The organism is Priestia sp. SIMBA_032 (genome assembly GCF_046535215.1).
GTDB classification, from domain to species: Bacteria; Bacillota; Bacilli; order Bacillales; family Bacillaceae_H; genus Priestia; species Priestia aryabhattai.
In genome coordinates this window covers 24,052-44,442 of sequence record NZ_JAWRXD010000018.1, presented here as the reverse complement: position 1 = coordinate 44,442, position 20,391 = coordinate 24,052, and the positions used below count along the sequence as shown (strand labels likewise).

Annotated in this window: 24 protein-coding genes and 1 pseudogene; 8 read left to right on the top strand and 17 right to left on the bottom strand. The window is 32.7% G+C overall.

Translation table 11 applies throughout. The annotated features are described in order from the left end of the window. Positions 1-10: 10 nt before the first annotated feature. On the bottom strand, positions 11-187 hold the full coding sequence (locus SB717_RS27620; protein ID WP_410905763.1) for a DUF8096 family protein: 177 nt from the start codon (positions 185-187) through the stop codon (positions 11-13). A 63-nt stretch (positions 188-250) separates the two neighbouring features. Then, positions 251-535 (bottom strand): YolD-like family protein, encoded by a 285-nt coding sequence (locus SB717_RS27615; protein ID WP_410905762.1) that lies wholly within the window; start codon positions 533-535, stop codon positions 251-253. 482 nt (positions 536-1,017) lie between these two features. Between SB717_RS27615 and spxA the strand changes: the two genes are divergently transcribed. Next, a complete protein-coding gene (gene spxA / locus SB717_RS27610; protein WP_410905760.1) occupies positions 1,018-1,419 on the top strand; it encodes a transcriptional regulator SpxA in 402 nt (133 codons plus the stop codon). A 199-nt stretch (positions 1,420-1,618) separates the two neighbouring features. Here spxA and SB717_RS40285 read toward each other — a convergent pair. The 4 genes and pseudogenes from SB717_RS40285 to SB717_RS27595 form a co-directional block, all read right to left on the bottom strand. Then, positions 1,619-1,702: pseudogene (locus tag SB717_RS40285) on the bottom strand (DUF8096 family protein); the annotation flags it as partial. Between the two features lie 162 nt (positions 1,703-1,864). Beyond that, a complete protein-coding gene (gene map / locus SB717_RS27605) occupies positions 1,865-2,611 on the bottom strand; it encodes a type I methionyl aminopeptidase (protein WP_410905758.1) in 747 nt (248 codons plus the stop codon). 451 nt (positions 2,612-3,062) lie between these two features. Next, complete coding sequence (locus SB717_RS27600; protein ID WP_410905756.1) at positions 3,063-3,272, bottom strand: YolD-like family protein; 210 nt, start codon at positions 3,270-3,272, stop codon at positions 3,063-3,065. A gap of 261 nt (positions 3,273-3,533) precedes the next feature. Next, positions 3,534-4,079, bottom strand: a complete 546-nt coding sequence (locus SB717_RS27595) for a transcriptional regulator (protein WP_013059946.1) — start codon at positions 4,077-4,079, stop codon at positions 3,534-3,536. Positions 4,080-4,204: 125 nt separating this feature from the next. Between SB717_RS27595 and SB717_RS27590 the strand changes: the two genes are divergently transcribed. Genes SB717_RS27590 through SB717_RS27580 form a run of 3 tightly spaced genes read left to right on the top strand, consistent with a single transcriptional unit; the run spans position 4,205 to position 6,131 of the window. Continuing rightward, positions 4,205-4,444, top strand: a complete 240-nt coding sequence (locus SB717_RS27590; protein ID WP_053487859.1) for a PLD nuclease N-terminal domain-containing protein — start codon at positions 4,205-4,207, stop codon at positions 4,442-4,444. Continuing rightward, positions 4,441-5,346, top strand: a complete 906-nt coding sequence (locus SB717_RS27585; protein WP_230185158.1) for an ABC transporter ATP-binding protein — start codon at positions 4,441-4,443, stop codon at positions 5,344-5,346. The genes SB717_RS27590 and SB717_RS27585 overlap by 4 nt, the downstream gene beginning before the upstream one ends. Beyond that, the gene (locus SB717_RS27580; RefSeq protein WP_410905753.1) at positions 5,343-6,131 is read left to right on the top strand and encodes an ABC transporter permease; all 789 of its coding nucleotides are present in this window, start codon (positions 5,343-5,345) and stop codon (positions 6,129-6,131) included. The genes SB717_RS27585 and SB717_RS27580 overlap by 4 nt, the downstream gene beginning before the upstream one ends. Positions 6,132-6,717: 586 nt before the next feature. On the opposite strand, the gene SB717_RS27575 is transcribed toward SB717_RS27580, so the two are convergent. From SB717_RS27575 to SB717_RS27545, 7 genes are all read right to left on the bottom strand, one after another. After that, on the bottom strand, positions 6,718-6,984 hold the full coding sequence (locus SB717_RS27575; RefSeq protein ID WP_410905751.1) for a hypothetical protein: 267 nt from the start codon (positions 6,982-6,984) through the stop codon (positions 6,718-6,720). Between the two features lie 31 nt (positions 6,985-7,015). Continuing rightward, positions 7,016-7,759, bottom strand: a complete 744-nt coding sequence (locus SB717_RS27570; protein ID WP_410905749.1) for an ABC transporter permease — start codon at positions 7,757-7,759, stop codon at positions 7,016-7,018. A gap of 13 nt (positions 7,760-7,772) precedes the next feature. Beyond that, a complete protein-coding gene (locus SB717_RS27565) occupies positions 7,773-8,531 on the bottom strand; it encodes an ABC transporter permease (RefSeq protein WP_410905747.1) in 759 nt (252 codons plus the stop codon). After that, positions 8,528-9,448, bottom strand: coding sequence for an ABC transporter ATP-binding protein (locus SB717_RS27560; RefSeq protein WP_410905745.1), 921 nt, complete (start codon positions 9,446-9,448; stop codon positions 8,528-8,530). The genes SB717_RS27565 and SB717_RS27560 overlap by 4 nt, the downstream gene beginning before the upstream one ends. A gap of 305 nt (positions 9,449-9,753) precedes the next feature. Further along, complete coding sequence (locus SB717_RS27555) at positions 9,754-10,863, bottom strand: sensor histidine kinase (RefSeq protein ID WP_410905743.1); 1,110 nt, start codon at positions 10,861-10,863, stop codon at positions 9,754-9,756. Further along, a complete protein-coding gene (locus SB717_RS27550) occupies positions 10,860-11,570 on the bottom strand; it encodes a response regulator transcription factor (protein ID WP_410905741.1) in 711 nt (236 codons plus the stop codon). The genes SB717_RS27555 and SB717_RS27550 overlap by 4 nt, the downstream gene beginning before the upstream one ends. Positions 11,571-12,939: 1,369 nt before the next feature. Next, on the bottom strand, positions 12,940-13,215 hold the full coding sequence (locus tag SB717_RS27545) for a GNAT family N-acetyltransferase (protein ID WP_410905739.1): 276 nt from the start codon (positions 13,213-13,215) through the stop codon (positions 12,940-12,942). Positions 13,216-13,759: 544 nt separating this feature from the next. Here SB717_RS27545 and SB717_RS27540 point away from each other — a divergent pair. The 4 genes from SB717_RS27540 to SB717_RS27525 all read left to right on the top strand — a co-directional run bounded on the left by SB717_RS27540 (position 13,760) and on the right by SB717_RS27525 (position 17,630). Continuing rightward, positions 13,760-14,602 (top strand): manganese catalase, encoded by an 843-nt coding sequence (locus tag SB717_RS27540; protein ID WP_182007513.1) that lies wholly within the window; start codon positions 13,760-13,762, stop codon positions 14,600-14,602. A gap of 1,322 nt (positions 14,603-15,924) precedes the next feature. Next, positions 15,925-16,152: an alpha/beta-type small acid-soluble spore protein gene (locus tag SB717_RS27535; protein WP_061860437.1), complete on the top strand. Its 228-nt coding sequence runs from the start codon at positions 15,925-15,927 to the stop codon at positions 16,150-16,152. A 436-nt stretch (positions 16,153-16,588) separates the two neighbouring features. Further along, a complete protein-coding gene (locus SB717_RS27530) occupies positions 16,589-16,798 on the top strand; it encodes an alpha/beta-type small acid-soluble spore protein (RefSeq protein WP_013084404.1) in 210 nt (69 codons plus the stop codon). Between the two features lie 319 nt (positions 16,799-17,117). Next, positions 17,118-17,630, top strand: a complete 513-nt coding sequence (locus SB717_RS27525; RefSeq protein ID WP_410905736.1) for a DUF3231 family protein — start codon at positions 17,118-17,120, stop codon at positions 17,628-17,630. Positions 17,631-17,826: 196 nt separating this feature from the next. On the opposite strand, the gene SB717_RS27520 is transcribed toward SB717_RS27525, so the two are convergent. The 4 genes from SB717_RS27520 to SB717_RS27505 form a co-directional block, all read right to left on the bottom strand. Continuing rightward, positions 17,827-18,465 (bottom strand): spore coat protein, encoded by a 639-nt coding sequence (locus SB717_RS27520; protein ID WP_410905798.1) that lies wholly within the window; start codon positions 18,463-18,465, stop codon positions 17,827-17,829. A 269-nt stretch (positions 18,466-18,734) separates the two neighbouring features. Beyond that, a complete protein-coding gene (locus SB717_RS27515; protein WP_221791026.1) occupies positions 18,735-18,923 on the bottom strand; it encodes a hypothetical protein in 189 nt (62 codons plus the stop codon). A gap of 524 nt (positions 18,924-19,447) precedes the next feature. After that, positions 19,448-19,690, bottom strand: a complete 243-nt coding sequence (locus SB717_RS27510) for a hypothetical protein (RefSeq protein ID WP_410905734.1) — start codon at positions 19,688-19,690, stop codon at positions 19,448-19,450. Positions 19,691-19,776: 86 nt separating this feature from the next. After that, positions 19,777-20,337, bottom strand: a complete 561-nt coding sequence (locus SB717_RS27505) for a sugar O-acetyltransferase (RefSeq protein ID WP_410905796.1) — start codon at positions 20,335-20,337, stop codon at positions 19,777-19,779. Between the last annotated feature and the right edge of the window lie 54 nt (positions 20,338-20,391).

The following is a 20,391-nucleotide window of genomic DNA, read 5'->3' as shown; positions in this document are numbered from 1 at the left end:
TCAATACCAATTAAATGCTTTTCTTCATGCCACGTTCGCGGCATTCACGCAAGAAAACGCCATCTTTTACCGAACTTTTGAAGTAAGATGAGTTGCAGTTGTCGCATCTTCCACTAACCTTATCCGGAAATTCAGCATAGTCATACATTTTATCAAGATCTATTTCTGGCTGCTGGTTCTCTTCCATGTTGACCACTCTTTTCTAATTGACTTTTATTAGATTACCACAAAAAGTGAAGGTGACATTATTTTATGTAAAGCGAATATCAATTAGTTCACTTAACCTCATTTTGTTCTTTAATTCAAATACCTCATCGATAAAAATAAACAAATTCCCCAGGGAATCAACAAATTGGATGAGTCCCTTTTCTGTAATACATTGTCCCTTTTTGTAGTATGTAAGATAAACTTGTTTATTTGTATGTAATGCTTCAATCAATATGAAATTAATTTGTTCCATTTGCTCTTCTGTTAAAAGAGGTTGAGGTACTTCTGCTTGATTGTTTATGACTTCCTGTAATCCTATGTATTGCACTGGCAGACTGGCGAATGGTCGCTACTTTTTCATTCCTCTGTTTGACATACTGCAGTACGTGAGGAGTAAGTAGTCATGTAAGATAAACTTGGCCTTTATTTTTAAACACCTCACTATTAAAGATAAAGCTTGATTATCCTCCAATTTTACATCATTTTAATCTCCTTCTTTAAAACACTTGCTGCGCTGTAAAAAGTGGAATTATATGTTTCATTTCCTTGTTATAAAATATAGAAGATTAGTATCGTTCTTAATCATATATCTCAAATTTTTAGTCATATTAAGACCGAAAATTTATTAAACAGATGCACAAACTATGTTATAATAGTGATGGAAATAATACGTGAATTATCTAATGTGTTCAACGTAGCAAAAAGCCACTTGTAGTATACAAGTGGCTTTTACTTATTAGAAATCTATATACTTTTATTTACATTGATTAATTAAAGATAGAAAAAATACATATAGACGAGGTGTAAAAAATGATTAATCTATATACGACAACCAGCTGCGTTTCTTGCCGAAAAGCAAAGGCTTGGCTTGAGGAACATCAAATTGATTATATTGAGAGAAATCTATCGTATGAACCTATTACAGAAGATGAGATTAAAAATATTCTTAGTATGACAGAAAAGGGTACAGATGAAATTATTTCTACAAGGTCAAAGATCCCTCAAAAGTTAAATATAGAGATTGATGCACTGTCGTTACAGGGTCTGTATGATTTGATAAAGAACCATCCTTTTATACTTAAACGCCCTATTATCATACAAGATCGTAAAATAATGCAAATCGGATATAAAGAAGAAGAGATAAGAGCTTTTATTCCTCGGAAACTTCGTACTCTCACGATGACAGAACAGGCAGTAGTAGGTGATCATTAGAGGGTAATAGAAGAGCAATCAAAGGCTGCCTTAACTTCTAAAGTAGATTGTAATAAAAGGCATCGGCAGTGTAGTAAGGTATATATTTTAGATTCTAAAAATGAGTAAACACAACTACATCTCCATAAAAAGGAGAAGAGTAAAAACCCTTCTCCTTTTACTATATAATCCTCTATATTTAGATACTTTTCTTCATGCCTCATTCCCGACATTCGCGTAAGAAAATACCACCTTTTACAGAACTTTTGAAGTAAGATGAATTGCAGTTGTCGCATCTGCCACTGACCTTATTATCAAGACCCAAATCGAAAAAAACATAGAAAATGAAAGTTGATACATATTGCACATGAATAATAGGTATTAACCTTTTAATCTTTGCTCAACAAACACGCCCGGTTGATGAACTTCCTTAAACACCTATTGGCCTAACATCTGAAAACAATATCTAAGCTATCGTTGTAATTATTGGTTGATCCCTTGTAATAATTATTGTGTGCTCATATTGTGCACAATGACTATTATCGGGCACACATAAAGTCCACCCATCCGAACTTACAACTGTATACTCTGCTCCAGTTGATAAAAAAGGCTCAATAGTAATAACCATACCTTCTTTCAATACCCGTTTATCACCCTTGTCATAGATAGGTAAAATATCTTCAGGGGCCTCATGTAAAGACCTTCCAATACCGTGACTGCAAAGATCCGTAATTACCTTGTAACCACCTTTTTGGGCTTCATTTTGAATAATTCTTCCGATTTCATTCAATCTCACCCCATGTTTAAGTGAAGAAATAACTTTCATCATGGTATTGTGTGTGTATTGACAGAGACGTGTTACAGAAGGGTTATATAAAGGAATCTGAAAGGAATGACCTGCATCGGCAAAGTAACCATTTAACTCAGCAGAGACATCAATATTTATTAGGTCACCTTCTTGAATCTTCCGATTCCCCGGTATTCCGTGAGCAACTTCATGGTTAATGCTAATACATGTGTTACCGGGAAAATTATAGGTTATCTTTGGTGCAGAGACCGCACCATATCTTCTTAAAAAACGTCCCCCGATTTCATCCAATTCTTTGGTCGTCATTCCGGCACGTGTCTGATTTTTCATTTCACTTATTGTTAAAGCAACGATTCTGCCGATTTCCTTAAGCCCGTCAATATCATCCTTACCTTCAACTGTCATATATGAATCCTCCAATTTTTTTGATGTTTTCATTTTACCCAAAGTAATGTTTCCGATTATGCATAAACTGGTCCGATTGCTTAATATCACTTATTACAAAGTTACAAAACTCATACCACTCACCCCCTTAATCATGTTAATGCCCAATCTGAAGACCTCATCACGCTCCCATTTGCAACAAACTTAAGATTCTTTATAATCTATACATATTAAACTATATGTATAGTATCTAAATAACGAATCTAATACTTATAAGAAAAGAGGATATATGCTCGTATATTGAACATAATATCCTCTTATTAGTTTATTCTATTTAAACCTTATCTGGATATTCAGCGCATTCATACACTTTATCAAGATCTGTTTCTTACTGCGGTTTCTCCTCCATGTTGATCACTCTTTTCTAATTGACTTTTATTAGATTACCACAAAAATTGAAGGTGAAATTATTTTATGTGAAACGAACATCAATTAGTTCACTTAACTTCATTTTGTTTTTTAATTCAAATACTTCATCGATAAAAACAAACAAATTCCCCAGGGAATCAACAAATTGTATGAATCCTGTTTCGGTTATACGTTGCCCGTTCTTATAATATGTAAGATATACTTGCTTATTTGTATGTAAGGCTTCAAACAATGTAAAATTGATTTGTTCCATTTAATCTTTTGCTAAAACAGGTTAAAGGACTTCTAGTTGTTTGTTTACGACTTCTTGTAAGGGTCCCTGCTAACAAAAGCGAAAAACATAAGCCTAGCAAAATTGGACAAAAAGAAGGCCGATTCTCCCCACGCTAAGGAATCATCGACCTATACTTTTATAAGTTTTGAAGCTACCATAATCAATTAATTGACTGTCGAGTAAATAATGGATTCTTGTCTAGTATTCTAATCACCAAATCCCCCTAAACATTCACTTAGTTTAAGTTTCTGGAATAATTGTAATAGCGATGGTGCGAACTGGTGCTTCTTTTTCGTTTCCCTTACTCTGGTTATGGTAGTATTTAGTCATTAATTCGTTTAATTCGTTTTGAAATTGTGTAAAATGTTCCTCATCTATCTGTAATTCCACTACAGAAAAAGTAGCACCATCCTCTTGGCTGTTTTGTTCGCCTAATTTCTTAAGGTAACTTTGATACTGTGTCATAAGTGATAATTGATAATACGAAATGTAGTCTAACTTTTCCTTGCTAGATAGTTCTCTCCACTCACTTCCGTCAATTTTTGCCTCTTCTTCATTTATAGCGTAATATTTTTCAGAAACAGATTTTACTTTTTTTTCTTTAATCACACAAACAATACCAGAATCAAACATAATTTGAAGATGCCTATATAGAGTTGCTTGGGGTACATCTTTGAGAATCTTTACCATCTCTAATGGTGTTAACCCATTTTCTCTATTTCTCATTAATGCTTGGCAAATTTTTATTCTTACCGGATGCATTAATATTTCAACTTTAGTACTCATCCAATCACCTAATTATTTATCAAATTTAATTCTTATTATAAATAATGAGAATAATGATTGCAACGAATCCACATTTAATTTATCATTATTAATAATGATAATGAGATTAGGAAGGAATGTTGAAAATGCAACTACATTATGGATTAAACGACCTTAAAGACCTTGATTTTATGACTTTTCTGCCCGTTATATTGCCAGTTATTGCAGTGGGGGCGCTTTTAGTTTTAATTGCACTAATTGATTTATACCGAAATAGAAAGATAAGAGAAAATGTCCTTATATGGGCCCTAATTATTCTTTTCGTTAATACACTTGGACCTATTCTTTACTTTGTTATAGGGAGAAAGGATGGTGAGAACTCTTGAAATTAGAGATTATAAATGTAACAAAATTATTTAAAGAGAAAATTGCTGTCAATAATTTCTCGATGGAACTGAAATCGGGGGAATGTGTCGGGTTAATTGGGCCAAATGGAGCAGGCAAATCCACATTAATAAAAGTGATTTCAGATATCATTGATCCAAATTCTGGTGAAGTTTTATTGAATGGGAAAAAAATATCTAAAATGAAAAGAGAAATTGGTTACCTACCACAGTACCCTAATTTTTTTCATTGGATGACAGCAAGAGAAACTCTTACGTTTATGGGGCAACTTTCGGGATTGAAAAAAGAAGTATTAACAACCTCAATACCGGAGATTCTGACAAAAGTTGGGCTAAAGGGCGAAGAAAATTCAAAGGTTGGTACATTTTCTGGAGGAATGAAACAACGACTCGGTATAGCACAAGCCTTACTACATAAACCTTCTCTTATTGTCATGGATGAACCGGTATCAGCATTAGATCCACTCGGTCGAAGAGAAGTTTTAAACCTGATTGAAGAAATAAAAAAAGATACAACCATTTTATTATCAACACACATATTAAGCGATGCTGAAGAAATTTGTGAACGATTTGTCATTATGAAAGATGGAACAAAAATAGAAGATACAAAAATTACCGACCTTTTAAATCGCAATAGCGAAAATAAGTTAATAGTGGAAATTACAGCGAAGGATCGAAAGTGGGTGGACACTATAAAGAAATTGCCTTACGTGAAGGACATAGAAGTTGTTGGGCTTAAAGTCAAAGTAAAGGTTGAAAGTATCGAAGAAAATAAAGCTTCATTGCTACAAAATGCACTCGAACATAAAGTGGACATCGTTAAATTTGAAATGAATAACGATACTTTAGAAGAAATCTTCTTAAAATTGGTGGTGCAGAAATGAAGAATTTGATTGTACTGATAAAAAAAGAATATGTTCAAATGCTACGTGATTTTAAGGTGATTTGGCTACCGATTGTTTTTATATTTTTAGGGGCAACGCAGCCAATATTAACTCATTACTTGCCAGCCATTCTAAAAGCATTAGGCGGTAGTCAGGGAATTACTATTGATCCAAGTATGACAGCACAAAAAGGAGGCCAAGTATTGGCAAGTACTTTAGGATCTCAGTTTGATCAGCTTGGTCTTATGGTTCTTGCAATTTCTATGATGGGTATCATTCAAACAGATAAAGCCAATGGTATGCTGGCCTTTATTTTAACACGCCCTGTTACTGTACCTTCATATATAGGAGGAAAAATGGTATCAAATTACTTAATGGCAGCTTTTAGTGTAACAATTGGATACTTTACTTCTTACCTATATGTAAATTATCTTTTTACTGCAGTTCCATTTTCACAAATGATTACTGGATTAATATTTTATCTCGTATGGATTCTTTTTATCGTATCTTTCACGACAATGACAAGTGCTATCTTTCACAGTCAAGGTATTATCGCATTAATTTCAATTGTTTTCCTTATAGGCTGCAGGATAATCGTTGGTTTGAACCCAATAGTGGATCAATTAAATCCAGCCAGTATGAGTAAGCATGCAATGGAAACACTAATTACGGGATTAGTAAATTCAAATGCAGTAGGTAACTTACTACTGACATGCGTTTGGATTTTATTGACACTCTTTATAACAAATTATTGGATTGCTAATAAAAAGTTTAATCATGAATAAGCAGAGAATAATCGTGATGAGAATTAGAGATTTTTTATCTAGTTTGCGTCAAGGAATTCCCTTCTATTTTTACTACGTTACTATTAATAGTAGTAATTAAATAAGCCTTTGCTCTCTTGAGCAAAGGCTTATTTTTGACTAGTTTCTTCTATTTCTATTTTTACACTAATTTTATTTTTTTATCGTCTTTTTCTACCAAAGACGTTCGTAAAAGTTTGTGTGTTTTAGAATACGTTCGTAATTTATTTTCGAACTTAAACGAACGATGAAAATGATAGATTTCTTATGTAAAAGAAAAGTCCGTAAACGTATACTTTTTTGAACACTCTTCACTTATAGGGATAATTACCAAATCTTATTTTTTATAATTCAAGTTTTGCCTATTGCACTCCCCCTACGAAAAGGGTCTATCTTTCTATTATTAAACAATGCTCCATAACACCGTTAATTAATGACAATGCAATTGTAATAAAAATGACCATTTTTGTTACACTAACCTGTAAATTAATATAGAGAATAAAAAGAGCCTGCATCAAAATGACGCGGGCTCTCCTTATAAGGCAATTATCAGCTGACTATATTGTATTTATATAAATGTAATGCCTGCTCCAAATAAAAGAACTGAGGCAATTAAATAAATAATAAAAGACTTTTTCTCAAATATAAGTTTTTCAATTGCAATAATAACTAATGAAATAGCAATAGGATATATTATCACGCTTGAGAAACTTTCTTCTCTTACAAAACTCCATGTTAAATAATATACTGCTAGCAGAAAAAAGAATACTGCAGCGCTTCTTGTCATTATTTTCAATTTCTTTTGATAACCTTCATTTTTTTCTGTAGGTTTCACTTTTATTTTTCTTTCCCTTCTATGAGTAAGATTAATTTTCTACATCTGCTCTTTTAAAGCGAAAAGATGTTATGGTTACAAAAATCAAGAAAGTTATAAATACTACACCTGTAAATATAGGATACGATTGAATTGGACTCTCATCTGGTGTGGAAATAGCAAATGACGGTTGAGCCCAGGGATAAAGCATACCCCACTTAGATGTATACGCTGCAAAAACTAAGAATGATAAGAAGATATTAATACCTAATGGTATCCCAAAGCTTTTAATTTTAAATGATAACCACAATTGAATTGCAGATAAAGAAAAAGTCCCTAGCCAGCTTAGAAGAATTGCGGATAGAATAAAAGTGACAGGAATAGGATTATCAATATGAATTATAGTGCCTCCAATAAGGTAAAATAAAACTAAGAACAGTTGCATTAAAAGTATTAGTAATAATATTATAGTTAGTTTAGATAAATAAATAGTGCCTTTAGAGATAGGTAAAGAAAATTGTAATTTCCACCCACCATTTAGATGATCAGTTCTACAAACCATGGCTGCATAAATACCCGAAGAGATAGGCAGAAGTAACATACCATAAAATAAAGTGATTTGTGTCCAAGATTCTAGCCAGCCATTATCCCCTTTTTCATCCATTAATACATCATAGTTCCCTAAAAAACTCGCCAATCCCAGGATTACGCTGATAAAAGGAACTACCATTAATAATATCCATATTTTTTGTCTTTTTAATTTAAACCATTCAAACATAAGGTAATCACGAAACATAAGGTAGTCCCTCCTAGTCTACTTGTTGTTTATTGAACTTACTTAATCCTATGAGCAAAAATAACAGGCCAAAAATAATACTCAATGTTGTATATAGTACCAACCCATCATTGGTTACAATGTCCCCTAAAGAACCATTTGTAATCGATAACTTAACTGGCGTCATTATAGCCGGATAAGCCCAGAATAGATATGACGTACTGTCATTCATTTGTAAAAAAAACGTAGAAATTGCTCCTAAAATACCAATACCAATTGGAAATGCTTGATTTTTAAATTGTATTGACATCCATAATTGAAGAGTAATGATAGGAAAAGATCCTAGATAGGGCAAAAAAGCAGCTTTTAACAAAAGTAAATAAGGCACTCCTCCACTAAAACCTAAAGTTTTCCCAATTAGAATAAAACCTATAAAGATGATTAATGCTGAAAAAAAACATAATTTTAATAAATAAAAAAGCTTACTAAAATAAAATTGAGATTTACCTACTGGAAGAGTAAATAAAAATTTCCATGAATTTGTTTGGTGTTCTACATTAATCAAATTCGAACTTATAATTGTGATAGCAAGAGGAATTAAAAACATAATAACAAATTGAGTCATCACTACCATTGCATCCCACATATTATAGTTTCTTTCCATAAAATTATTTTTTTGCATCAGTATAAGTAAAAAGGATAGCATAACAATTCCAAGAGGATAAATTAAAGTAACCGGTGTGATAAAGGTTCTCTTCAATTTCATTTTTTCTGAATGTATAACATTATTCACGATACTCTTCCACCTTTGTGTGTAATTTGGAGGAAAATATCTTCTAAAGATTGTTTTTCTTCTTGTATTCGATATATGGCTAACTGTTGACGCATTAACGTATCGGCAATATATGCGATTTTACTATCTTCATTTTCATTAAGTACTATTTCTTTGTTCTCATTAAGGAATACATTCCATCCCTCTTTATTCAAAATTGTTTGAGCTAAATTTGGATCGTTAACCCTTATGTTGATTTTGGAAGCACTCTTCTGTCTTAATTCTTGGATATGATCTTGAAAAATTAAGTTTCCCTCATTTATAATGCCTACTTTGTTGGCCATTTGATCAACTTCGCTTAGTAAATGACTAGAGATCATAACTGTAATTCCATAACTGGAAGGTAACCCTTTAATTAACTCTCGAACTTCTTGTATACCTGCAGGGTCTAGTCCATTAGTTGGCTCATCAAGGATTAATAGTTTGGGAGAATTAAGCAAAGCAAGTCCAATTCCTAAACGTTGTTTCATCCCTAATGAATAGTTTTTTACTAGTTTGTCTTTTGCTTTCATTAATCCAACAATATTAAGTACTTCGTTAATCTGGTTTTTATCTTTAATACGTAATAATTTATGGATTGCTTCTAAATTTTCATAACCTGTTAAGTTCCCGTAATATGAAGGGTATTCAACTAAAGATCCTACTTCGCTTAAAATACTAATTCTGTTTTCCAACAAATTCTTCCCGAAAATTCTAACGTCCCCTGAAGTAGGCTTAATTAATCCTAATAGCATACGAATGGTTGTTGTCTTACCAGCACCGTTAGGGCCTAAAAAACCATAGATATCTCCTTGTTCTACAGATAAGTTTAGTTGATTTACTACCTTTGATTTCTTATACTTTTTTACCAAATTAGTGGTTTCAATAATTTTATTCAATTTAATCACCCCAAGGGTATTATAGATTGTGGAGTTAAACAGAGAAGAAAAACAACCTTAACATAACCTTAAAAATTAAATTATTTTGTAATAAATCCAGGAAATAAGAGAAGGGGTAACATAATAAACAAGACCGTTCTAAATTTAGAACGGTCTTGTCTATTGAAAAATAAAAGGTCTTTCAATAAGTCAATACTAACGCTTAATTCTTAGCAAGATCTAAAATGATTAAAGCAGTTATTGCGAGTGATTTTTAAAATTAATATAACTTATATCTTCTATCTACATCCTAAATCTTTATATATTCAAAGTGGGAGACATATTTTTAATGAAGTTCCAGTCTCTACATTGTTTTCAAGTTTTATATTACCTCCGTGCGCCTCTATAAACTGATTAGAAATATGTAAGCCTAATCCTGAGCCTTTCTTAGCTACAGAATTACCTTTATAATAACGATCAAATATATGGTTTCTAATATCTTCTTGAATTCCTACTCCATCGTCTTTAACAATAACCATTAAAATATTTGATTCTACCTTTATTACAACACTAATATTCGTTTCTTTAGGGTTATGTACAATAGCGTTTCCAAGTAAATTATTTAACACACGTTGGAGTAAAGGAGCACTAAACGAATAGTAAAACTCTTCTTCGTCCATTTCATTAAAAAGCTCAATTTTATAATCTGTAGCTGATGGATTATTAGCAAATTCAATAACGATCTTTTTAACAAAAGCTATTATATCCTGTTCTTGTTTAACTATATCTTCACTCTGATACTCAAATTTAAATGTATCATTTAAATCTTGTAATAAAGTCTCCATGTATTCCGTTTTTTCTTCTATTTTCTTTAAAAATAAAATTCGATCTTCTTCAGTCCACTTATCACTAGATAAGAGCATAGAGGAATAACCTTTTATATAAGAAAGTGGAGTTTTTAAATCATGGGCAATATCTGCTACCCACTCTCTTTTCTTCTTCTCAATCTCTTTGTCTTTTCTTTTGCTTTCTTTTAGGGAATTAGTTAAGTACTGTAACTGGTTTAAAATGTTTTTGTATAGAACAAATGTATATTTTACATTTTTTGTCCTTGGAGAAACACTTCTGGATAAACCATTCTTGCCCATTGGCTCTTCATATTTATCCTGAGATAGGTAATTAATCCACTCTAATATATGGAATAAAGGGTTGCTCAATATCCAACCATAGCTAAAGATTACTAAGGTCAGTATTATCAATGTATGATATTTAATAATAAAATTACTAATCTTCTCGTTTAATGTATGATCCTCTATAAAAAAATCAATTAAATCCAAACTAAATGAGTTAACTAAAGCAAATCCAAAGTATACAAGGTTTAAAAGTAAAAATAAATTAATTAGAAATAAAAGGATAAACTTTACTCTTATTTTCAAGCCCGTTCACCCTTAGGGGGTATAAATTTATATCCTAAACCTCTGACATTGATTAATAACTCGGGATTATTGGGCATTTGTTCAATCTTTTTCCTAATCCGATTAATATAAACCATTACTGTATTAGTATCTCCTAAGCTCTCATTTCCCCAAATCTTCTCGTACAAATCTTGTGTACTAATAATATAATTTGGATTCTTAAAAAAGAAAGTTAATAATTTCAATTCTTTAGCAGTACAGGGCACTTCACAACCTTTAACAAAAAGTTGCCCACTAGCTAAATTAAGGGTTAAAAAACCATATTTATACTCTAATCGTTCAGATTTATCTGGTTCTCTATAATTTTGTTCCCTTCTAATTTTCGCTCTGATTCGTGCGATTACCTCTAGTGGTTTAAATGGCTTGGTAATGTAGTCATCTCCACCTACATTTAAACCGGTGAGAACATCTAAATCAGAGGTTCTAGCTGTAAGAAACATTATAGGTGTATTTGTTACTTCTCTTATTCTGGCGCACAATAAATATCCATCCATATCAGGTAAAGTAACGTCTAATAAAATTACAGAATATTGATGTTGTCGAACATAATTTAAAGCTTCATGAGAAGTAGTAGCTTTATCTACTAAGTGAAAACCTTCGAGATTTAGAGCTGTATCCATCATCTCTAATAGCCCTACTTCATCATCCACTAATAATAATCTTTCCAATTATTTGTAACACTCCCGTTTATTTAGTTTAATAACTAATTATACCAAAAAATATCAATGGATTTTAATTAATAATCGTGGCTCACAAATTACAATTATAAAAAAAGACCCTATCTAATGATGGGTAAATAGAAGTCAGATAGGGAAAAGATATATATATAAATTAACAGATATTAGTTTTCATAACTTGAAATATAAATTTAAAATAAAAGATGTTTGTCGGTCCTTTTGGCAAGGAAGAGTAGCTTTTTTATAACCATACTATTTCAGGGGCTTATAGCATATGAATAAAAGGTGCACTTTTTATTCATCTTTAGGTCATTCATAATCCTAAGAAAAGCTGTCATATCAACGATGTATAAAAAGCTGCATACTCTGTAAAAAGTGGCTGTTTTGAAACCCTTGTCTCCCAAGGGTTCTTTTTGGTGGTGTGTACCGGAAAGAGACATTATGTTAACTAGCAATGCATATCGTATACAGCTTAAAAAGAGAAAAAACTCCTGCTGTTGACCAGGAGTTTTTTCAGTAACGTATCAAGGTATTAAAAGTGATACCTCTCTTGAGTAGTTTGCTTAACATAGTCAGTAACTATACATAATAAAAAAGAAAGTCTACTGAGATCCCCAGTAGACTTTCTTTTAGTTCATTTATAAAACCCCGAAGTTAATTTTACTTCTTGTTATAAGAATATGTACGTTTATTCTTTTTATAACCAGTTCCAATATATAAAACCAGTTGAAAAAGTGGTTCTTTCACTGGCTTTATACGAGGTGTATTTATTTAATGCATTATAGCATCGTAGATAGTTTACGCAAATTCATTTTGTATTATAAATACTGGTTCTTAACTACTGCTGATTTTCATATACTATAGAACTCGGAAAAGCTAATCTTCTTTTGGGACTAAACCTTCAAAAGTAGAGGGAAAACACCCTGACTATTTAAAATATAGTCAGGGTGTTTTCGTTTTGGTAATCCTTATTGAAAACAGAAAAAAACTACTGGCTCATCAGGGACCAATAGCCTTTTTCGTGACGTAATTAGAAGTAGTCATGATGATTTTATACATCTTCAGTAGTTTGCTCAAATTATCAATAACATATGTATCAAAAAGAAAAACCCACCTGATTTGTCAGAGGTGGATTTCCTTTAGGAATTCTACATATAGCTAGTTTGCTCAAAATACTAGTAATTATCCGTCCGTATAAGATTCGAGTATAAATTACTTTTAATAGGGGTTCCGAAAATACATTTTACGTAAACCGGAAATACATTATATATACAGGATTCTTATTCATCTTCCTACCAACTACTATCATGAAAGCTGAAGGAGAAGACTTTCTACTACTGTCGACTTAATAGGGACATAATCATCTTGCTAAAACGTCATGATAATCTTCATTATGCTCAATTTTATTTTTCACAAAAGAACACGATGGGATAATCTTTTTTCCCTCTTCGCGGGCAAATTCGACTATTTCTTTAACTAATGCCTCTCCCACTCCTTGACCTCGCAGACTTTCTGAAACAAATGTGTGATCCACTATAATTTTATCCTTTCCAGTTGGAACATAATGTATTTCTGCATCTTTTTTCCCCTGCTCTCCTATATAAAAAGTGTTCGTATCTTTTTTAATACTAATCATTTTAATATTTCCTCCCTCTATTAAAATAAGGCTTTTTATATTATGTCTTTTTTTTTAATACTTATAAATTTTTTAAATGACTAGCATCGAATTGTATCGTCCCCCTACTTAACGGCTAAAGTGCCTCTAGGATATATTATCCTAGTTTTAATTGATATGGGGTGCTTTCTTCCCAGGAGGGAATGCCCTTGTATTATTTAGCTTGAACTTGCGACGAATCGCTTTGATTCTCTTCTCAATCTGTATCTTTAAAAGTACATTAGTTTAGCTAGAGGTGTACATGATACATAGCTTGAAAATAAAGAAAGACTACTGATCCTATACAGTAGTCTTCTTTTTCTAAACCTTGCCCTTCAAGATAGATACATCATATTTTCCCCCAAGTATCTTTCTCACGATTTTAGTAGCTTTAATAGGTTTTATTATCTATTTTCTTACTAGAACCACAAGAAATGAATACCAAACGATTAACTCATATGAGAACAGGGTACTGGAAAAAAGAGAAAAAACTAAACAATATAAAGAACCTAAAGGAGGAGTTAATATGTTTCGTCACCAAAAAGAATTACAATTTGAAGTAAAAGTAGATCGTCCTGACCCTATGCTTGCCCGTCAAATCCAAGAGGTATTAGGTGGACAATTTGGAGAGATGACGGTGATGATGCAGTATCTCTTTCAAGGGTTTAACTGTCGTGGAGAAGAAAAATATAAAGATATGTTAATGGACATTGGAACAGAAGAAATTGGACATGTAGAAATGCTCTGTTCACTTATCAGTCAATTATTGGACGGTGCTTCTCCAGAGGACCAAGCAGAAGCTGCTAAAGATCCTGCCACTGCAGCTATTATGGGTGGAATCAATCCCCAACACTTATTAGTCAGTGGACTTGGCGGTTTACCTACTAATTCAAATGGGGTGCCTTGGAACGGATCATATATTGTTGCTAGTGGAAATTTATTAGCAGATATGCGTTCCAACTTACATGCAGAAAGCCAAGGGAGACTTCAAGTAGCTAGGCTTTATCACATGACAAAAGATGAAGGTGTACGTGCCACTTTCCGAAAGATGCTAGCACGTGATCGTTATCATCAATATCAGTGGATGGAGGCCATAAAAGAACTAGAAGAGAAAAATGGGGTAGTTGTTCCAGCATCCTTCCCTCCTGAAGCTGAAAAAGAATCCCAACCCGAAGCATATGAATTTTGGAATCTTTCAGAAGGAACTGAATCTGAAGCAGGACCATGGGCTACTGGAAGCGCACCTGACGGAAGTGGAGAATATGTATATCTTAAGGAACCTGTAGCAAAAGGACAGATTCCTAATCCTGAGGTTCCTAATACAGCCTTACATCATGATTTAACCCATAAGCAAGTATTATCTAAATAAATTAGTAAGAGGCCCTTGAATTCATTTACGAGGGCTGTTTTTATTTTCTCAGGGTGTTAATAATTGCTCATTTTTTTGCATAGACCCTACTTTGCGGAAAATTACGAAGATAGGACTAATCATCTATAATAATTAATGTATTGAAAATAGTGCAGCACTTATTTAGCTAAAACAGAAAAACTACTGACCATGCTATTCAGTAGTTTTTTCTGTTACACATATCTTATCAAAGGAAGAATGCCTTACGGCATCTTGAGTAGTTTGCTCATATTATAGACAGCTTATGTATTAAAAAAGTCTACCTGATTTGTCAGAGGTAGACTTTTCTTAGAAACTGTATCTGTAATAAATAGTATGGCTTAACATTGGTCTTTTATTCATAACGAAAAACCTCCTGATTGCTTTTGTATCAGGAGGTTTTTTGAGTAGCATGCTGTCAACTCGAAAAGTGAGGATTACCAAACGGAAGCTTCACAGCGTCTTAGATAGTTTGTTCAATTTAGTAAGAAGTTATGTATAAAAAATAGAAAACTACTGGTGCCTAATCAGTAGTTTTCTCCGTAAATAGTGCTTATTTAGAAGTTGTTTTGAAATCATATATTGACCTCTAGATTAGTATGCCTACGAAATAAAGGGTTATACAATGAAACAGCAAGAAGTTCACCTTATATAACAAAATATAGGATTTTTGTTTGAAGCAAAAACTGTATATTAAAGTAGTTCTTTTAAAAATAAGATGGTCATACATTTTAATTAAAGCTCGAAAAAATCTTCTTTCCTAGGAGCTCAACATTCACAGGTGAGAAGAAAATAAACTCACTATTTAGCATATAGTGAGTTTATTTTGATTATCTTGTAAATTTAGACGTAGAAACCCCTACTGATAAGATCAGTAGGGGTTTCTATTTAAGAAGGTAGCTGGTGAATGAACTTCACTTCTAGAATAGTCTTCTATATATATTTCATAATATACATCAAATTACCAATAAACATGGTGGTACAATGAGTTGGCACACATATGTTACCTTTGACGTTGTGATACTCTTCTAAATAGAAAAGTACTCTTCTTTTTTTTCTTAATTGACGAGATACCTTTTAAAAAAGGATTGCAATAGCGATTGCAATCCTCTTCCCACATGGCAATTATAATTTAAATAACAAGGAAGTGAAGGAGGTATTTCGATTATTTGCGGAGAGAAATAGATCCATCACTTTCTTTATTATCACAGTTGCACCACCTTTTATTCAGTTAATACTTTCCTTGTATCTATCCTTGCGTAATACATATGATAAAAGCATACACACAAGGGAGGTGAAATAATATGTCAAACAACAGTGGTAATAACAATGATTTATTAGTACGTGGTGCTGAACAAGCAATTGATCAAATGAAATATGAAATCGCGAGTGAGTTTGGTGTAAACCTTGGTGCTGAAGCGACTGCACGTGCAAACGGTTCAGTAGGTGGGGAAATCACAAAACGTCTTGTAGCTACAGCTCAACAACAATTAGCTGGTGGTTTCTCAGGCCAATCAGGTACTTCTCGTTAATTTGAAAGCGCACATATAAATTTAATACGCTTTATGGCTTTAGTTACCTGTCTTTGGCAGGTAACTTTTCCGTTGTTTATCGAACAAAAGACTGTCTCTAAAAGAGACAGTCTTTTGTTCTACTTTAAGGAGAATTTAGTTATGGACTTACAACGAAATTGATCCCTTGGATCTCTAATAGTTTAATTCATTAGCTTAAAAACATACGTACCAATAGAAAAAAGAATGACAAACGAGGTGTCATTCTTTCTCTTACACATGGCAAGTGTATAGATTTTATAACAAGGAAATGAAACATGTAATTCCACTTTTTACAGCGTAATTTGTTTCTACTCTTTAGTATGATTAATGGATAAGTTTTTATCCATCCATTAATTACCATGTATGTCCTTCTTCTATAATAGGAAACTTAAGAAAAACAAGGAGGTGACACAACATGGCAAACAACAAAAGCAGCAACAACAACGAACTATTAGTATACGGTGCTGAACAAGCAATCGATCAAATGAAATATGAAATCGCTAGCGAATTTGGTGTAAACCTTGGTGCTGATACAACTGCACGTGCAAACGGATCAGTAGGTGGGGAAATCACAAAACGTCTTGTACAAATGGCTGAGCAACAACTTGGCGGTGGACGTTTCTAAGACAACCTTATAACGTGATGGCTGAAGGAAGAATGGACCCCCATTCTTCCTTTTATGATTACAAGTAGGAAGTTTAATAAAGTATCGATAAGTTAAAACAAAAAAGCCACCTAAGAAGGCAGCTCTCTTTATAACAAGGGTAGTGTGGCTGATGCTTATCTATGCATCTTGATTAGTATGATTAAAATACTGAAAAGTATTCACATATCAACCTTATTTTGTCTACCTAAAAGAATAATAAAGCAAGATATGGAAATGTTAAGCATGTGCATAGAAAGAAAGGTGGCACATTATCATGAATATGTTAAGGAGGATAACAATGGGTATTTTAAGTGGAAATCCTACAGATGAACCGATGCATTACGGTGAAGTATTTGGAACATGGTCGTTTCTTTCTGCTTCAAAGGGGTTAGTAGCTGGTTATCAAACGTTTCTAAATCATGTAGGAGACAAGGATCTACATAAGTTAGTACAAGAAACAATTGAACAATGCCAGCAAGAAATGAAAGGTATAGAGAATTTGTTAAAAGAGAATGGTGTGGCTTTACCCCCAACTCCACCCGAACGTCCAGAAGCTTGTTTAGATGATATTCCGGTGGGTGCACGTGTTCAAGATCCAGAAGTCGCTGCTGCCATCTCAATGGATATCGCTGCTGGTCTAGTTGCTTGTAGTCAATTAATTGGACAATCTATTCGAGAAGATATTGCAGCCATGTTTGCACAAATCCATATGCAAAAAGTAGCTCTTGGAGGTAAGTTCTTGCGCCTCAATAAAGAAAAAGGCTGGTTAGTTCCACCGCCTCTTCACAAGTCAAAAAGCACGGATTGTTAATCATTAGATTTCCATTAGTAAAAAAGATGTTCCTATCTGTTAGGAAACATCTTTTTTATTAATGGAAGTCACATGAAGGTAACTAAAAATATGTATTCACTATTGTCTAAAGATAGAAAAACTCCTGAAGCCAATCAGGAGTTTTTTTACTGTATATATTGAATTAAAGGATACAGTCTTTAGCCACTTCTTTATGTTAATGGGCAGTATTATTATTTGGCATTTGCGATCCACCTTGGGCAGATGCAAATGCATTGACCATTTGCTGCATATCTTGTTGAGCAAGCTGTGGGACTTGGTAATAATGATGTTTATTTTGATAAAGAGAAATTTCATACGCCATCTCAATGCAATTTGGAACAGAATCGGCTAATACACGGCGTACAACAGGATTCGTTGTTTCAAGGGCCGCCATCGTTTTCATAGGCGCTGATGCTTTTACAGCACCAAGCATGAGACTAGAAATACACTCATCTGTTATTTCTGAAGCAGATTGTAATGGTTTCTTAGGCTGAGAAGGCTTAAGTCCATAAACAAAATCATTGCCTTGTTTCATTTTATAACTCTGTGTAGGAGTTGAAGGATCTTGTCCTGTTTTGAAGCATTCTACTGTTGTGTTATATTCCTGTTGAATAAATTGATATTGGCGATTCAGAATATCCTTTAGTTCTGGATCTTTTACGTGTGGGCTTAATAATGTGTATGTGTTTAATGTATCGATTGCTCCTGTTAATACTTCTTGTACATCAAACACTTCGTGTCCTCCGTGGTTCATTTGGGGAGGGACATTTCCCGTATGCATATTTTGATGTGTTTGACCCAGTTGATTTTCCATCATGTAAAATTCCTCCTACTTATACTAGATTATGTATCGTCGTTAGTTTGTATAAAGAGAGGAAAATTATTCATATATCTTATATATGATGATGAAGCTTCGACAAAAAAAGCCCTCGAAATAGATTTCAAGGACTTAATATATGGAGTGAGAAATACCTTATAAGATAATTATCCTCTATCGAATAAGATATTTCTATAAGAAAAAAATGTATATAACCTTTGTTATAGTAAGTACGATGGTTGTATCAGAATATCAAAAATAAATTTTTATTCTTTATCGTTTCTTGGCGCAGCATTAGAAACCATAGAAACGTCTCCAGTATAATATTTATGCGGATAAGGATCAGAAGGCTTAGTAGGCTTTGTTACAAACTCTTTCTCAGATTCATCCAATTCGGTTTCATCTGTATTGTTCTCTAATGCCTGTTCTAAATCATTTGATTGTTTATCACCCATATAAAATTCCTCCTTTTAATTAAACAATGCTCATTAGGGATAAGTTTTTTAATAACCTGGATATAAACCCCATTTTTATTTTATACTTTCCTGTGCCTTTTCTTCATTTAGTATATATTTCAAATCAATATTTATTACTTTTTTGAAATTGTGAACGATTTATTTATACCCATAAATCCCATTATGTAAATAAAATGCAGATTATAAGAAAAAAAGCTCACCTTTTTTAAGTAAGTTTGAAAACGGAAAGGGAAATATCTATGAAAAAATGCTTTGCAGCATAATTAACAATTAATTTATCATTTAATAGTGAAAAAAAGATGAAAATTAACCACACTAAAAGGACATATCATAAGATATACCCTTCTAAGTTTTTTTACTCTGTATTTATTTAAAGTGCAAATCATTGTTTGGTTTACACCTGGACCAATAAAACTAGCTTTAAAGATAAGATTTCTTGCCATCATGACCTTTCACTTGAAAAATTAAATATTTCCCCATCTTTTTATCCATACTACTTTTGTTTATTTCTTTAAAAGAGGGATTTTATTTCTAAATTTTCTTTTAAGTACCTCTACACTTGAACTGTACAATATTTTATCTTTTAAATACTTATTTTCATCTTGCTTTTTTAGCGTATATGCTGGATTAAACGATAATGTCATTTTATAAAGCATCTTATCTTGTTTCTCTATAATTGCTTGATAGGTCCCTAAATAAAGACCCAAATGATTATAATCTCTAATTTTCCCCATCCATATATCCAATTTAATCACCAATTAACTAATAAGTTAGAAATTCAAATTTCATTTAGAGTACTGTTACTAAAATTTAGTAAAATATTCTTACAACCTTAATTTCCAATCTTTTTAATAATTTTCGCTGGATTTCCTCCTACCACTACATTGTTAGGTACGTCTTTAGTTACTACTGATCCAGATGCAATAACAACATTGTCTCCTACCGTTACTCCTGGGTTTATTACAGCACTTCCTCCAATCCATACATTGTTTCCAAAAGTAATCGGTTTTGCATATTCTTTACCTGAATTACGTTCAGTTGGATGAAGTGGATGTGTTGCTGTATAGATTTGTACTCCAGGGGCAAGCATGCAATTATCTCCGAATCGCACTTCACACACATCTAAGATAGTACAATCGAAGTTTGCAGAAAAGTTTTCTCCAACAAATATGTTATAGCCATAGTCCACTCTGAAATTTGGTTCGACATATACGTTTTCCCCAGTTGAACCAAATAATTCTTTTAATAATTGAGTACGCTTTTCACCTTCAGTTTCTAAGGTTTCATTATATATTCTAACCTGCCGCCTTGCATTTTCCCGATCCTTTACTAATTGAGTATCTGCAGGGTTATACATTTCTCCATCTAACATCTTCTCTTTTTCAGTTTTCATCATTTAGATCCCTTCTTTTAATCCTTACTTGTATTATAAATTTTTCTACAAATT

Bases quoted from the DNA above. Each gene is read 5' to 3' on its own strand.
- SB717_RS27620 (WP_410905763.1), bottom strand. From the start codon at position 187: ATGGAAGAGAACCAGCAGCCAGAAATAGATCTTGATAAAATGTATGAC.
- spxA (WP_410905760.1), top strand. From the start codon at position 1,018: ATGATTAATCTATATACGACAACCAGCTGCGTTTCTTGCCGAAAAGCA.
- map (WP_410905758.1), bottom strand. From the start codon at position 2,611: ATGACAGTTGAAGGTAAGGATGATATTGACGGGCTTAAGGAAATCGGC.
- SB717_RS27600 (WP_410905756.1), bottom strand. From the start codon at position 3,272: ATGGAACAAATCAATTTTACATTGTTTGAAGCCTTACATACAAATAAG.
- SB717_RS27595 (WP_013059946.1), bottom strand. From the start codon at position 4,079: ATGAGTACTAAAGTTGAAATATTAATGCATCCGGTAAGAATAAAAATT.
- SB717_RS27590 (WP_053487859.1), top strand. From the start codon at position 4,205: ATGCAACTACATTATGGATTAAACGACCTTAAAGACCTTGATTTTATG.
- SB717_RS27580 (WP_410905753.1), top strand. From the start codon at position 5,343: ATGAAGAATTTGATTGTACTGATAAAAAAAGAATATGTTCAAATGCTA.
- SB717_RS27570 (WP_410905749.1), bottom strand. From the start codon at position 7,759: ATGTTTCGTGATTACCTTATGTTTGAATGGTTTAAATTAAAAAGACAA.
- SB717_RS27545 (WP_410905739.1), bottom strand. From the start codon at position 13,215: ATGATTAGTATTAAAAAAGATACGAACACTTTTTATATAGGAGAGCAG.
- SB717_RS27540 (WP_182007513.1), top strand. From the start codon at position 13,760: ATGTTTCGTCACCAAAAAGAATTACAATTTGAAGTAAAAGTAGATCGT.
- SB717_RS27535 (WP_061860437.1), top strand. From the start codon at position 15,925: ATGTCAAACAACAGTGGTAATAACAATGATTTATTAGTACGTGGTGCT.
- SB717_RS27530 (WP_013084404.1), top strand. From the start codon at position 16,589: ATGGCAAACAACAAAAGCAGCAACAACAACGAACTATTAGTATACGGT.
- SB717_RS27525 (WP_410905736.1), top strand. From the start codon at position 17,118: ATGGGTATTTTAAGTGGAAATCCTACAGATGAACCGATGCATTACGGT.
- SB717_RS27520 (WP_410905798.1), bottom strand. From the start codon at position 18,465: ATGGAAAATCAACTGGGTCAAACACATCAAAATATGCATACGGGAAAT.
- SB717_RS27515 (WP_221791026.1), bottom strand. From the start codon at position 18,923: ATGGGTGATAAACAATCAAATGATTTAGAACAGGCATTAGAGAACAAT.
- SB717_RS27505 (WP_410905796.1), bottom strand. From the start codon at position 20,337: ATGAAAACTGAAAAAGAGAAGATGTTAGATGGAGAAATGTATAACCCT.